The 12,641-nt window shown below is 69.9% G+C and carries 14 protein-coding genes; 12 read left to right on the forward strand and 2 right to left on the reverse strand.

Going from position 1 to position 12,641, the window contains the following annotated elements; all coding sequences use genetic code 11:
• Positions 1-8: 8 nt before the first annotated feature.
• Positions 9-935 (reverse strand): MerR family transcriptional regulator, encoded by a 927-nt coding sequence (locus ACHAA3_RS16265; RefSeq protein WP_435710136.1) that lies wholly within the window; start codon positions 933-935, stop codon positions 9-11.
• Positions 936-1,111: 176 nt separating this feature from the next.
• On the opposite strand from ACHAA3_RS16265, the gene ACHAA3_RS16270 reads away from it, so the two are divergent.
• From ACHAA3_RS16270 to ACHAA3_RS16315, 10 genes are all read left to right on the forward strand, one after another.
• Positions 1,112-1,396 carry a WhiB family transcriptional regulator gene (locus ACHAA3_RS16270; RefSeq protein ID WP_435710137.1) on the forward strand — a complete coding sequence of 95 codons (285 nt, stop codon included), beginning with the start codon at positions 1,112-1,114 and terminating at the stop codon, positions 1,394-1,396.
• A 24-nt stretch (positions 1,397-1,420) separates the two neighbouring features.
• Positions 1,421-2,224: an S-methyl-5'-thioadenosine phosphorylase gene (locus ACHAA3_RS16275; RefSeq protein WP_435710138.1), complete on the forward strand. Its 804-nt coding sequence runs from the start codon at positions 1,421-1,423 to the stop codon at positions 2,222-2,224.
• Positions 2,221-3,261 carry an NAD-dependent epimerase/dehydratase family protein gene (locus ACHAA3_RS16280; RefSeq protein WP_435710139.1) on the forward strand — a complete coding sequence of 347 codons (1,041 nt, stop codon included), beginning with the start codon at positions 2,221-2,223 and terminating at the stop codon, positions 3,259-3,261. Before ACHAA3_RS16275 ends, ACHAA3_RS16280 begins: the two co-directional genes overlap by 4 nt.
• 121 nt (positions 3,262-3,382) lie before the next feature.
• On the forward strand, positions 3,383-4,033 hold the full coding sequence (locus ACHAA3_RS16285; protein WP_435710140.1) for a glycosyltransferase family 2 protein: 651 nt from the start codon (positions 3,383-3,385) through the stop codon (positions 4,031-4,033).
• Positions 4,030-4,722, forward strand: coding sequence for a TIGR04282 family arsenosugar biosynthesis glycosyltransferase (locus ACHAA3_RS16290; RefSeq protein ID WP_435710141.1), 693 nt, complete (start codon positions 4,030-4,032; stop codon positions 4,720-4,722). Before ACHAA3_RS16285 ends, ACHAA3_RS16290 begins: the two co-directional genes overlap by 4 nt.
• Positions 4,719-5,357, forward strand: coding sequence for a methyltransferase domain-containing protein (locus ACHAA3_RS16295; protein ID WP_435710142.1), 639 nt, complete (start codon positions 4,719-4,721; stop codon positions 5,355-5,357). Before ACHAA3_RS16290 ends, ACHAA3_RS16295 begins: the two co-directional genes overlap by 4 nt.
• Before the next feature lie 52 nt (positions 5,358-5,409).
• Positions 5,410-6,612: a molybdopterin-dependent oxidoreductase gene (locus ACHAA3_RS16300; protein WP_435710143.1), complete on the forward strand. Its 1,203-nt coding sequence runs from the start codon at positions 5,410-5,412 to the stop codon at positions 6,610-6,612.
• Positions 6,613-6,644: 32 nt separating this feature from the next.
• Positions 6,645-7,055, forward strand: coding sequence for a hypothetical protein (locus ACHAA3_RS16305; RefSeq protein WP_435710144.1), 411 nt, complete (start codon positions 6,645-6,647; stop codon positions 7,053-7,055).
• 19 nt (positions 7,056-7,074) lie between these two features.
• Positions 7,075-7,719, forward strand: a complete 645-nt coding sequence (locus ACHAA3_RS16310) for an SAM-dependent methyltransferase (RefSeq protein ID WP_435710145.1) — start codon at positions 7,075-7,077, stop codon at positions 7,717-7,719.
• On the forward strand, positions 7,716-8,219 hold the full coding sequence (locus ACHAA3_RS16315) for a tetratricopeptide repeat protein (protein WP_435710146.1): 504 nt from the start codon (positions 7,716-7,718) through the stop codon (positions 8,217-8,219). Before ACHAA3_RS16310 ends, ACHAA3_RS16315 begins: the two co-directional genes overlap by 4 nt.
• 12 nt (positions 8,220-8,231) lie before the next feature.
• On the opposite strand, the gene ACHAA3_RS16320 is transcribed toward ACHAA3_RS16315, so the two are convergent.
• On the reverse strand, positions 8,232-10,187 hold the full coding sequence (locus tag ACHAA3_RS16320) for a primary-amine oxidase (RefSeq protein ID WP_435710147.1): 1,956 nt from the start codon (positions 10,185-10,187) through the stop codon (positions 8,232-8,234).
• Between the two features lie 134 nt (positions 10,188-10,321).
• On the opposite strand from ACHAA3_RS16320, the gene ACHAA3_RS16325 reads away from it, so the two are divergent.
• Together ACHAA3_RS16325 and ACHAA3_RS16330 are read left to right on the forward strand one after the other, a co-directional pair.
• Positions 10,322-11,674: an NAD-dependent succinate-semialdehyde dehydrogenase gene (locus ACHAA3_RS16325; RefSeq protein WP_435710148.1), complete on the forward strand. Its 1,353-nt coding sequence runs from the start codon at positions 10,322-10,324 to the stop codon at positions 11,672-11,674.
• Positions 11,675-11,696: 22 nt separating this feature from the next.
• A partial coding sequence (locus tag ACHAA3_RS16330; protein WP_435710149.1) for a zinc-binding dehydrogenase occupies positions 11,697-12,641 on the forward strand: 945 nt, incomplete at its 3' end.

A 12,641-nucleotide genomic window follows, 5' to 3' on the forward strand; every position in this document is an offset into this window, starting at 1 on the left:
GGAGCCTACTAGCGGTCCACGATGGCGTGGACCGCCTCGCTGAGGTCGCCGACCCGTCGCGCGCCGGGCAGCGACAGCGAGCCCCATCCCGGACCGCCGAGGACGAGCCGCGTCTGCTCGGGCAGCTCGGTGACGGCCTTCATGAGCGAACCGTCGAAGTGCCGCTCCAGGGTGGCCCACACGAAGATGAGCTCAGGATTCGTGCGGCGAGCCAGGTTCGACAACGATTCCCACGGCACCCGAGCCCCCAGCATCAGGCTGCCCACGCCCTGCTCGGCCAGCGCGCTCTCCAGGGCATACACCGGCAGCGAGTGCTGATCCTCCTCCGCGCTGGCGAGCACCACGGCGGTGTGTCCGGTCGGGGAGACGGCGAAGCTGCGCGTGTGGAGTCGCAGCTCGGCCGACAGCCGCTCGCTGGCGATGTGCTCGCCGACGATGTCGATCGTGCCGTTGACCCACCCCTCGCCGATCGCGACGAGAGCGGGGGACAGCAGCTCGGGCCACGCAGCAAGCACTCCGTGGCGGCGCAACGCTCCGCTGAAGAGCCCGGACAGCCGGTCGGGGTCGATGACCTGGACCGCACCGATCACGGCGGCCACGAAGGCCTCACGGGCCAGGTCACTGTCACCGGGTTTCTCCCCGGCGATCAGCGCGGTCAGCTCGGCCGGGTCGAGGGCATGGGCACTGCGAGCCGCTTCGCGCGCCGTGACCCCCCGGTCCAGCAGCCGGCGCATGACGTCGACCCGCTCGATGTCGTGCGCTGAGTACCGACGATGACCGCCGGCCGTGCGGAAGGTCGGGCCGATCTCGTAGCGCCGTTCCCACGTGCGCAACGTCGACGAGGTGACCCCGAGTCGCTGGGAGACGGCTCCGACGCCCCAGGTCAACGGCGCCGACGCGTCCGACGAGTCGTCATCGGAGGAAGCCGCTGCCATTGCCCCACTCTAGAAGTTCTGCAGAACTTGTCCACTTATACCCAGCTGTGGATGGGTCCGTGGAGAGCGCCCGGGAGAAGCTCCCGATAAAGTTGTTCAGAACTTCCGCATAAACCTATTCAAAACCTATTCACCTGGGTACAGTTCGAGGTCCACCCCCTCAAGGAGCACCCATCATGGCCAATGTTCACCACCTCCCCAAGCCGATCATCGAGTCCTATGAGTGGCAGTTCGACGGGGCCTGCGCTGACCTCGACGTCAGCGAGTTCTTCTCCCCCGAGGCCGAACGCGGCGCCAAGCGCATCCATCGTGAGGAGACGGCCAAGGCCGTGTGCCGCACCTGTCCCGTGCTGGAACGCTGCCGGCAGCATGCCCTCGAGGCGCGCGAGCCGTACGGCGTGTGGGGCGGCATGACGGCCGGTGAACGCCAGCGTCTGCTCGAGCACTCGGTGGCCAGCTGACGGCAGGTGGCATGCTCTCTGTCCATGACCACTGAACTGCGTCCAGAGCTCGCCGTGATCGGCGGTTCCGGGTTCTACACGTTCCTGGAGAACCCCCGCACCGTCACCGTGGACACCCCCTGGGGCGCCCCGTCCGCGCCCATCGCCATCGGCCGGGTGGGCGATCGCGAGGTCGCCTTCCTCCCGCGACACGGCAGCGGACACGAGTTCCCGGCCCACCGCGTGCCGTACCGCGCCAACCTGTGGGCGCTGCGCAGCCTCGGCGTGCGTCAGATCCTCGCCCCCTGCGCGGTCGGCGGACTGCAGGAGGCCTACGGCCCCGGCACGTTCGTGGTGCCAGACCAGCTGGTCGACCGCACCACAGGTCGCGTCCAGACGTACTTCGACGAGGGCGCCTGCCACATCTCGTTCGCCGATCCCTACTGCGATCGGCTGCGTGGACACCTGATCGACGGACTGCAGGGACATGATCCCGTCGAGGGTGGCGCGATGGTCGTCATCGATGGTCCACGCTTCTCGACCCGCGCCGAATCGCGCTGGTACGCCGATCAGGGGTGGGCCGTGGTCAACATGACCGGACACCCCGAAGCGGTCCTGGCCCGGGAGATGGCGCTCTGCTACGCCACCGTCGCGCTGGTCACCGACCACGACGCGGGGGTCGACTCGGGCTCCGCCGTGAACATGGACGCGGTCTTCGAGGTGTTCTCGACCCACACCGACACGCTCAAGGACGTGCTGCGGCACGTCGCCGCCGGCATCGGGCCAGAACGCGACTGCGCGTGCGGCTCGGCCGTCGACGGCATGACCCTTCCGATCGAGCTGCCATGAAGATCCTGCTGACCGGCGCCGCCGGCTTCATCGGGACCCATATCGGTCGCATCGCCTCTGAGCGGGGCCACGACGTCGTGCGACTCGACGCGTTCCTTCCACAGGCACACGGCGAGGATGTCGAGGTCCCCACCGACGTCGCACGCCTCGACATCCGCACTGCGGACCTCGACGAGATCCTCGACGGGATCGACGTGGTGTGCCACCAGGCAGCCGTCGTCGGCAACGGAGTCGACGCCCAAGACCTGCCTGCGTACGCCGATCACAACGATCACGGAACGGCGCGGCTCCTGGCCGCCATGGCGCGCGCAGGAGTGCGCGACCTGGTGCTCGCGTCGTCGATGGTCGCGTACGGCGACGGTCGGTACACCTGCCCCGAGCACGGAGACGTCCCACCGGCCGTGCGCCAGGTCGCCGATCTCGACGCCGGCAGGTTCGACCCTCGCTGTCCGGTCTGTGCAGGCGAGATCACCTGGCGACTCATCGGCGAGGACACCCCCTTCCTGCCGCGCACGAGCTATGCGGCCTCCAAGGTCGCCCAGGAGCACTACGCATCGGCGTGGTGCACCCTGGAGAACGCCCGCGCCATCGCGCTGCGCTACCACAACGTCTACGGCCCGGGCATGCCCGCGGACACCCCCTACGCCGGTGTCGCAGCCATCTTCCGCTCGGCCATCGAGCGCGGCGAGGCACCTCAGGTGTTCGAGGACGGCGGCCAGATGCGCGACTTCGTGCACGTGCACGACGTCGCGCTCGCCAACGTGCTCGCCCTGGAGCGCATCGGCGAGCACGCCGAGGGCCTGACCCCGTACAACGTCGCATCCGGCCAGCCCTGCACGCTGCTGCACATGGCCGAGACCCTGGCCGCGGCGGCGGGTGGAGCGCCGCCGGTCGTCACCGGTGACTACCGGCGATTCGACGTCCGCCACGTCGTCGCGTCGCCGGCGGCAGCCACGGAGGGCATCGGCTTCACGGCCCAGCACTCCCCCGACGAGGGGCTGGCGCAGCTGGCCAGTGACCCCCTGCGCACACGGTAGGCGTGCAGACCGGCCATGACAGGCCGTATGATTGCACAGACGGCATCATGTTCAGGTGGGCCTTTCTCAAGCACGGATGGGTCCGATTCATGAACCGAACGATGTGGAGCCGCCTGTGATCATGTGTGACGTGGTCATTCCTTGTCGCGATGAGGCCCCGGCGTTGCCCGGCGTTCTCGCCGACCTGCCGTCCGGCTGGCGCGCGATCGTCGTCGACAACGGATCGACCGACGGCACCCCCGACGTCGCCGCATCGCTCGGCGCCACCGTCGTCCACGAGCCTCGTGCGGGGTACGGCGCAGCCGTGCACACCGGGATCGAGGCCGCGACCGCCGAGTACGTCGCGATTATCGACGGCGACGGCACCATGAAGCTGTCCGACCTCGTCCCGATGTACGACATCGTCACGTCCGGGGGAGCCCGCATGGCCGTGGGCCGGCGTCGCCCCACCGGGCGCGGCATCTGGCCCTGGCACGCACGCCTGGGCACCAAGCTGCTGGCCACCGTCATCCGCCGTCGCAGCGGATTCGGCATCCACGACCTCGCTCCCATGCGGGTCAGCCGCCGCGACGACCTGCTCGACCTCGGTGTCGAGGATCGCCGGTTCGGCTACCCGCTCGAGCTCATGCTGCGCGCCTCGACCGCCGGGTGGACCGTGCGCGAGATCGACGTCGACTACGGTCGTCGCGCGCCGGGCACCAAGTCCAAGGTCAGCGGCTCGGTGAAGGGCACGCTGCGGGTCATCAAGGACTTTGCGAAGGTCATGCGGTGAACCGCGGACTCGGGGGGGTTGCGGTGCTGGTCGTCGCCAAGGCACCCGTTCCCGGACTCGCCAAGACCCGCGTCGCCGCCGACACCGGTGACGCCACCGCTGCCCAGCTGGCCGCCGCGGCGCTGCTCGACACCCTGCACACCGTGATCGCCGTCGCCGAGGAGCGCGCGTGGCCCGTCGTGGTCGCCCTCACCGGCGATCTCGACGACGCCGCCCACGCCGACGAGATCCGCACCCTGCTGGGGCAGGACGGCCTCATCGTCGTGCCTCAGCGCGGCGACGGCCTCGACGAGCGACTCGCCCATGCGCACGTCGACGCCGCGGCGGCCTCGGGAGTCCGCGGCATCATCCAGGTCGGCATGGACACCCCTCAGCTCACGCGCGGCGACTACGTCGCGGCGGTCGAGGCCGTGCAGGCCGGCGATCGCGTGCTGGGACCCGCCGACGACGGCGGCTGGTGGCTGCTCGGTCTGCCCGATGCCGCCGATGCCACGGCGCTGATCGGCGTCCCGATGTCCACTGACCAGACCGCCGAGCACACGGCTCGCGCGCTCGACATCACCGTCCGGCTGCGCACCGTGCGCGACATGGACAGCTGGGCCGACGCCCAGCACATCGCTGACGACGCTCCCGACTCACGGCTCGCCGCCGTCGTGGGCGAAGCACGTTCGACGGGAATCGACTCATGACCGAATCAATGGATCCGCACCAGGCGTACGACGCTGCCTTCGCGAGTGGGCGAGCCGACGTCGTCGATGCCTTCGGACAGATCGTCCCGTTCGAGGTCCATGCGTGGTCCGGGGCGCCCGACGGCGTCGACCGCGCCCTGTTCATCGATCCGTGCGACGGCCCCACGATCGATGTCGGCTGCGGGCCCGGGCGCCTGGTCGGTGAGATCTCGAGGCGCGGCGTCCGTTCGCTGGGCATCGACGTGTCGTCGGAGGCCGTCCGCCAGGCCCGCGGTCGCGGCGCCTACGCCCTGCGCCGCGACGTCTTCAGCAAGGTTCCCGGCGAGGGCCAGTGGGAGGTCGCACTGCTCGCCGACGGCAACGTCGGCATCGGTGGCGACCCCGTCCATCTGCTGCGCCGGGTGCACGAGGTCCTCTCACCCGAGGGTCGCAGCATCGTCGAGGTCGCCGGGCCCGGTATCGGGCTGGTGGCCGAGCAGCGCCGACTTCGCATCGGCGACCAGCACTCCGCGGAGTTCGCGTGGGCTGTCGTCGGCCTGGCAGGCATCGAGTCGGTGGCGACCGACGCCGGCCTCAGGGTCCACGCGACCCGCACGGTCGGGCAGCGCCACGCGGTCACCCTCGTCAGGGCCTGACCCGGCCGCTTCATCGCGCAACTGGTCCGCCCGGGACTACGCTTGAGCCACCATGAGATTTCCCCGCGTAGAGGACATCGAGGCCCGTATCCCTCGTCCTGAGCATTTCGACCAGAACCGCCGCGGGACACCCACGACGAGCCGGGTCGGCACGGCGCTCGGGATCGCGTTCGGGATCTGCTTCCTGACCGGCATGTGGAGCCACTTCCAGTACACCAACCCCGCCTGGCTACCCATCGGGCCTGATCCGGCCTGGCTGTACCGCTGGACGCAGGGTCTGCACATCGTCTCCGGCACCGCAGCGGTACCGCTGCTGCTGGTCAAGCTCTGGTCCGTCTTCCCGCGCTTCTTCGAGCGGCCTCCGGCGCTCAGCGACAAACGTGCCCTGGTGCTCGAGGGACTCTCGCGCCTGTCGATCGCCGCGCTGGTGGCGTCGGCGATCTTCCTGCTCGCCACCGGAACCCTCAACATCGCCGGCTGGTACCCGTGGGACTTCAGCTTTCGCCGCACCCACGAGGCGGTCGCGTGGATCGCGATCGGCTCGCTGATCGTGCACATCGCCGTCAAGCTGCCCCAGATCAAGCAGGGGCTCGGCACCCCCGTCGACCACGTCGAGGACTCCGCCGACCACGTCGAGGACGATCACGACGACACTCCGCCCAGCGGCACCTCCCGGCGGGCCGTGCTGGGTGCGACCGGTGCGGCATCGGGTCTCGCCGTCGTGCTGACCGCTGGTCAGACGATCCCGTTCCTGCGGCAGCTCTCGGTGTTCTCGGTGCGTGACGGCGAAGGCCCCCAGGACCTGCCCATCAACCGCACGGCCAGCGGCGCCGGCGCGATCCCCGGAGCGACGTCGCCGGACTTCGTGCTCGAGATCGTCGCGGGCGATCAGACGACGTCGTTGTCGCTGGAGGATCTGCGGGCGCTGCCGCAGAGCACCCACACCCTGCCCATCGCATGCGTCGAGGGCTGGAGCCGATCGGCGGAGTGGACCGGCGTCGCCGTCCGCGATCTCATCGCTCTGGTGGGTGCCGCACCACGCTCCACCGTGCAGTTCCGGTCGACGCAGACCCGCGGAGCGTTCGGATCCTCCGAGCTGCCGAGCCAGTTCGTGGCCGACGAGCGGACGCTGCTGGCGCTCAAGCTCAACGGTCAGACCCTGAGCCTCGACCACGGCTTCCCGTGCCGACTCATCGCACCGAATCGTCCCGGCGTGCTGCAGACCAAGTGGGTCCAACGGATCGAGGTCGTGTGATGGGCCCGAGATCGAGCCCCAAGATGGGCACCGTGTCCCCCGCCCGTCTCGCGCTCGGAGCGGTCGGTGTCGCCGCCGGGCTCTTCGGGCTGTGGCACCTGATCGACGACGGCACCACGGCGCTGCTGTCGCTGGGCCTCTGGCTGATCGGCGCCATCATCGTGCACGACGCGATCCTCGCCCCGTTGACGATCGGGCTCACGATCCTCGCCGCCCGGTTCCTGCCCACACCCGCGCGGATGCCGGCTGTCGTCGGCTTCGTCGTCTGGGGCACCTGCAGCATCGCGTTCTTCGCCGTGATCAGTGGCCAGGCCGGCAAGACCGGCAACGAGACGATCGGCGGCCAGCCCTACACCGCGGCCTGGCTGACCTTCACGGCACTGATCGTGATCGCTGTCGGCGCCAGCGCCTTGGTCCGCGCCCGCCGCGCCAGTTCTCGCTGAGACCGAGCATCATGGGGGCATGGATCACGAGGAGCTGACCGACGAGCAGGTGCAGGCGATGTTCGAGCGGCCCTCGTGGGAGGAGCGGTACGGCACCCCGGATCGCGTGTGGAGCGGCAAGCCCAATCCCCAGCTGGTCGCCGAGGCCGAGCACCTGCCGCCCGGCACGGCCCTGGACATCGGGTGCGGCGAGGGCGCCGACGTGATGTGGCTGGCCGAGCTCGGCTGGACCGTCACCGGGCTGGACTTCTCCCAGTCCGGGCTCGACAAGGCGGCCGCCGTCGCCCGCGACGCCGGGCTGGCCGACCGCACCCGCTTCGAGCAGGGCGACATCCGCACCTGGCAGCCGGCGGAGTCCTACGACCTGATCAGCTCGCAGTTCATGCACCTGCTCGACGGCGGCATGAGGGAACTCGTGCCGCGCCTCGCCGACGCCCTGAAGCCCGGCGGCCTGCTGCTGGTGGTCGGCCACCACCCCGACGACCTGCGCACCGGACTGCGCCACGCATCCCGACCGGGCGTCATGTTCACGCCCGACGACCTGGTGCCGACGGTCGATCCGGACCGGTTCGGCGTGAGCGGCGAGGTCCGCGAGCGCGAGCACCTCAAGGACGGCGCACCCGTCACGGTGCGCGACTCGGTCGTCACGGTGCGCGCCCGATGAGCGCCACTCCCCACGACACCTGGCGCGAACGGGTCGACGCCCTGTGGGCCGAGGCCGATGCCATCGGCGACGAGGCGCTGCTGGCTGGCATGACCGAGCTCGCGGCCGAGCACCCTGACGATCCCGAGGCGCTGGCCGAGCTCGGCGGAGCGCACGACTCGACCGGCCACCCCGTCGAGGCAGCCGCGCTCTACCGGCGCGCGGTGGACGCTGGGTTGGCCGAGCCGGAGCTGTCGCGCGTGACGATCCAGCACGCGAGCACCCTGCGCAACCTCGGCCAGCACGACGCATCGATCCAGATGCTGCGCGACCACTTCGGCGCGCAGCCCGATCACGAGCTGGCCAGTGCGGCCAGCGTGTTCATCGCGCTCGCGCTCGCGACCAACGGCCGTGAGCGCGAGGCCGTGGCCGAGCTGATGCGCACCATCGAGCCGACCCTGCCGCGCTACAACCGCTCGGTCGCCGCGTACGCCGACGCCCTCGAGGCCGGCGACATCTAGCCACGTCGCCCCTCAGTGGGCGCAGGTGCAGGCGTCGGTGCCGCAGCACGACGCCCCTGACGTGGCCGGTGACGGTTCCACGTCGAGCGAGGGGTTGCGGTCGAAGAAGCCGGTCGGTTTGAGCCAGAACGACACGGTGTCGGCGGGCATGACCGGCCAGTCCTCGGGTCGGGTGATGTGGTGGATGCCGAAGACGTACCAGAGCACGACGTCGGTGTCCCGGGTCGATCGGCCCTGCTGGATCCACTCGGGCAGGCCGTGGTCGGTCTTGCTCTGGTTCACGAACTCACCGGCCGGCCACCGCTCCTCGGCGTCGTGCGGGGTGACCCAGACCGTGTGCCCGATGACCTGGGCACGCTGAAAGACCGGCGACTCGGGATCGAAGAACGACGGGATGGCGCCGCCGGGCACGAGCTTGTAGGCGACCGGCGTGCCGAGCCCGTTCATCGAGCTCTCGTTGACGACCTTCCACGACCGCTGGCTCTCCCACCTGAAGTCATCGTGGCCCTCGACCTCGATCGGGGTGCTGGCCTGGCGCAGTGCGAGTCCGAGCGGGTTCTCCTCGGAGATCGGGTCGACCACGGTCTCCGAGCGGTAGACGGTGTTGCCGCGGCCGTCCGGTTCCAGGTCGAGGCGCGCCACGATGAAGTGCTGGTGGTACGGCGCGTAGGTGCGCTGGTCGACCAGGGTGCCGTGCGGGTGGGGCTGACCGTCCTCGATGTGGGTGACGACCATGATGCCGGTGGCGCGCACCTCGCACTCGATGTTGCCGTCCTCGTAGAACCGCCAGTAGATGAGGTACTCGTAGTTGGCGACCGTCACGTGGCTGGACACCACGAATCGACGCTGGCGCCGCACCTCGGCCCCGACCTGTCCGCCCTGACCGTCGGCGCCGTGATCGACGTGCTTCCAGCCGACCGCGCTGTCCTCCTCGTGCAGACAGATCGCGTTGCCGATCGTGTACGGGGCGCCGGTGCTGTCGTGCATCACGGCGTCGAGGTAGCGGATCTCCCCCAGGCAGTCGCAGCCCAGCTCCAGCGACTCGGTCATGAAGCCCAGGCCCCACTCGCCGATGTCGAAGGCGGTGCGGCGGTAGTGATCGACACTGGGGTCGCGGTAGGGGACGACCATCTCGGCGAAGCTGAGCTGGTGTGCGACGGGGCGGGTGCGTCCGGCGTCGTCATAGGTGATGGCGTGCAACGTCATGCCCTCGCGGTGGTTGAAGCCCACCCGCATCGACCAGTTCTGCCAGCGCAGGTGGTGCCCGTCGACCTCGAATCCGATGCCCTCGGGCTGGGTGACCTCCAGCGGCTTGCGCGGCGGGCGGTGGCCCTTGAGCCGGTCGGGCACGTGACGCGGGACGTACTCACCCATGACCTCGGGGCGCGACACCGTGTGGGTGTCCTCGATGTCGAGCACCTCCATGGTGTTGAGGTCGATCACGCAGTGCAGACCATTGATGGGCCCGGCGTACGGGTTGGCGCCGGCTGCGGCCCGCACCCAGGTGTCGGACCAGCCGATGCGGCGATCGCTCCACTGGGCGGGCATCACGGCGTCGCCGTAGGTCCACGTGTCCATGAAGACCAGCGACATGTCGGTGACACCGCGCTTGGCCAGCGCCTCGATCACCCCGGGGTGGGCCCGCAGCGCCGCATCGGCCTCCTCCCACTCATCGACGGTGAAGTTGGCCTGCACGTCCGGGACGTGCTCGAAGGACAGGACGTCGTCGGAGGTGAGATCGAGCCGGGCGCGATGCGTCCGGTTGGTGGCGCGCTCCAGGACGATCGCCTCGACGATCCGCGCGGGCCGGGTGCCGTCGGACGCGTAGGCGTCCAGCGCCGGCTTGGGTGGAGCCAGGCCCTCGATCGAGCAGTAGCGCCACCCGTCGCCGACGCCGTGCTCGCGTCCCAGCAGGGCCGTGGTGGCCTCGAACTCGGCGGCGGTCAGGGGGTCGAGGGGATGGTCCATGAGGGGATCATGACACCGGATCCGGTCGCTGTCGCGACTTTGTCGACGAGTCATTCGATCCGATCCTCCGCGGCTGTCGGGCCCCACGGATACGTTGGCCGGGAGAACCCTTTGCACGATCACGAGGAGACATCATGACCAACCCCGTCTACTGCGTCACCGACCCGTCCACCGGCGACGTGATCGAGAGCTTCGACCACGCCGGCGACGCCGACATCGAGGCGGCCCTCACGGCCACGCAGGACGCCTACATCAGCTGGCGCGACGTCCCGATCGCCGAGCGCGCGAAGGCCGTCAAGAAGGTCGCTGCCCTCTTCGGCGAGCGCGCCGAGGAGCTGGCCACGATCGCGACCCTCGAGATGGGCAAGCCGCACCACGAGGGCGTCGAGGAGGCGCAGTTCTGCCGGGCGATCTTCGAGTACTTCGCGACCGAGGGCCCCGGGCTCACCGCCGACCAGCCCATCAAGGGCATCAGCGGCGGCAACGCCATGGTGCAGCGCCTGCCGATCGGCCCGCTGCTGGGCATCATGCCGTGGAACTTCCCGTTCTACCAGGTGGCACGTTTCGCAGCCCCCAACCTGATGCTGGGTAACACGATCATCCTCAAGCACGCCGAGTCGACGCCGCGTTCTGCCCTCGCGATCGCCGACATCATGCGTGAGGCCGGCATGCCCGAGGGCACCTACGTCAACGTGTTCGCGACCTTCGATCAGATCTCCACGATCATCGCCGACCCCCGGGTCCAAGGCGTCTCGCTCACCGGCTCGGAGCGCGCCGGCTCCACGGTGGCCGCGCAGGCTGGCCAGAACCTGAAGAAGTGTGTGCTCGAGCTCGGTGGATCCGATCCCATGGTGGTGCTCGACAGCGCCGACGTGGCCGACGTCGCGACGCAGGCGTGGGAGTACCGCACCTACAACACCGGCCAGGCGTGCAACTCCAACAAGCGGATGATCGTGATGGAGGACATCTACGACGACTTCGTCTCCGAGATCACCGCCCAGGCCCGCGCCATGGAGTCGTTCTCGCCCCTGTCATCGCGTGCCGCTGCTGAGAAGCTGCACGAACAGGTGCAGGACGCGGTCGACAGGGGCGCCACCCTCCACGCGGGCGGCGTGCTGTCCGAAGGACCCGACGCGCACTACTCACCTGCGGTGCTCACCGGCATCACCGAGGACATGCGCGCCTACCGCGAAGAGCTGTTCGGCCCGGTCGCCGTGGTCTACAAGGTCGCCTCCGACGACGAGGCCCTCACGCTGGCCAACGACACCGGCTACGGCCTCGGCGGCTCGGTGTTCAGCCAGGACACGGCGCGTGCCCAGTCCCTCGCCCAGCGACTCGAGGTCGGCATGTCGAACGTCAACACCACTGCCGGCGAGGGCGCGGAGGTTCCGTTCGGCGGGGTCAAGCGCTCCGGCTTCGGTCGCGAGCTCGGCCCGCTGGGCATGGACGAGTTCGTCAACAAGCGGATGTACTACGTCGCGGACTGATCTGATCGGTCACACTGCAGGGATGCGTGCCGTGGTGATCGACGATGTCGGGGGCGTTCCGACGGTGCGGGACGTCCCCGAGCCGTCGGCGCCCCCGGCCGGCGTCGTGGTCGAGGTGCGGGCCACCGGACTGTGTCGCAGCGACTGGCATGCCTGGGCCGGCCACGAGGGGGTTGCGTTCCCGCACGTGCCGGGACACGAGTTGGCCGGCGTGATCATCGAGGTGGCGCCCGAGGTCCAGCGATGGAGCGTCGGCGATCGGGTCACGGTCCCCTTCGTCTGCGGCTGCGGGCGTTGTGCGTGGTGCCTGGCAGGGGACGCACAGGTCTGCCCCGACCAGCAGCAGCCAGGCTTCTCCCACTGGGGTTCGTTCGCCGAGCGGGTCGTCCTGCACGCGGCTGACACCAACCTGGTCGCGCTCCCCGATGCCGTCGAATTCGCCACGGCGGCCAGTCTCGGCTGCCGGTTCGCGACCGCCTACCGGGCGCTGGTCGGTCGGGCCCGTCTCGCCGAGGGCGAGTGGGTGACGGTCGTGGGTGCTGGCGGGGTCGGACTGAGCACCATCATGATCGCCAAGGCCCTGGGGGCTCGGGTCGTGGCTGTCGACCGCAATCCCGAGGCCCTCACCGTGGCCACGGATCTCGGCGCCGACCACGCGGTGCTGGCTGACGGGCCCGACCTCGCGACGGTCCTCACCGACCTCACCCAGGGCGGCAGCCACGTCGCGGTCGACGCGGTGGGCAGCGAGGCGACGTGCTCAGTCGCGATCCACAGCCTTCGCCGTCGCGGCCGGCACGTGCAGGTCGGGCTACTGCCAGCGAGCGAGGGCCACCCGCGGGTACCCATGGAGCGCGTCATCGGCTGGGAGCTCGACGTGCTCGGCAGTCACGGCATGGCTGCGGCCGACTACCCCCAGATGATGGACCTCATCGGGCGCGACCTGCTGCGACCCCAGCGGCTCGTCGAG

The sequence above is a fragment of the Aeromicrobium sp. CF3.5 genome, from assembly GCF_051262695.1.
Lineage (GTDB): Bacteria > Actinomycetota > Actinomycetes > Propionibacteriales > Nocardioidaceae > Aeromicrobium.

Excerpts from the sequence above, each read along its gene's own strand:
- ACHAA3_RS16300 (WP_435710143.1), top strand. The coding sequence starts at position 5,410 with ATGAGATTTCCCCGCGTAGAGGACATCGAGGCCCGTATCCCTCGTCCT.
- ACHAA3_RS16295 (WP_435710142.1), top strand. The coding sequence starts at position 4,719 with ATGACCGAATCAATGGATCCGCACCAGGCGTACGACGCTGCCTTCGCG.
- ACHAA3_RS16270 (WP_435710137.1), top strand. The coding sequence starts at position 1,112 with ATGGCCAATGTTCACCACCTCCCCAAGCCGATCATCGAGTCCTATGAG.
- ACHAA3_RS16280 (WP_435710139.1), top strand. The coding sequence starts at position 2,221 with ATGAAGATCCTGCTGACCGGCGCCGCCGGCTTCATCGGGACCCATATC.
- ACHAA3_RS16315 (WP_435710146.1), top strand. The coding sequence starts at position 7,716 with ATGAGCGCCACTCCCCACGACACCTGGCGCGAACGGGTCGACGCCCTG.
- ACHAA3_RS16285 (WP_435710140.1), top strand. The coding sequence starts at position 3,383 with ATGTGTGACGTGGTCATTCCTTGTCGCGATGAGGCCCCGGCGTTGCCC.
- ACHAA3_RS16275 (WP_435710138.1), top strand. The coding sequence starts at position 1,421 with ATGACCACTGAACTGCGTCCAGAGCTCGCCGTGATCGGCGGTTCCGGG.
- ACHAA3_RS16265 (WP_435710136.1), bottom strand. The coding sequence starts at position 935 with ATGGCAGCGGCTTCCTCCGATGACGACTCGTCGGACGCGTCGGCGCCG.
- ACHAA3_RS16325 (WP_435710148.1), top strand. The coding sequence starts at position 10,322 with ATGACCAACCCCGTCTACTGCGTCACCGACCCGTCCACCGGCGACGTG.
- ACHAA3_RS16310 (WP_435710145.1), top strand. The coding sequence starts at position 7,075 with ATGGATCACGAGGAGCTGACCGACGAGCAGGTGCAGGCGATGTTCGAG.
- ACHAA3_RS16320 (WP_435710147.1), bottom strand. The coding sequence starts at position 10,187 with ATGGACCATCCCCTCGACCCCCTGACCGCCGCCGAGTTCGAGGCCACC.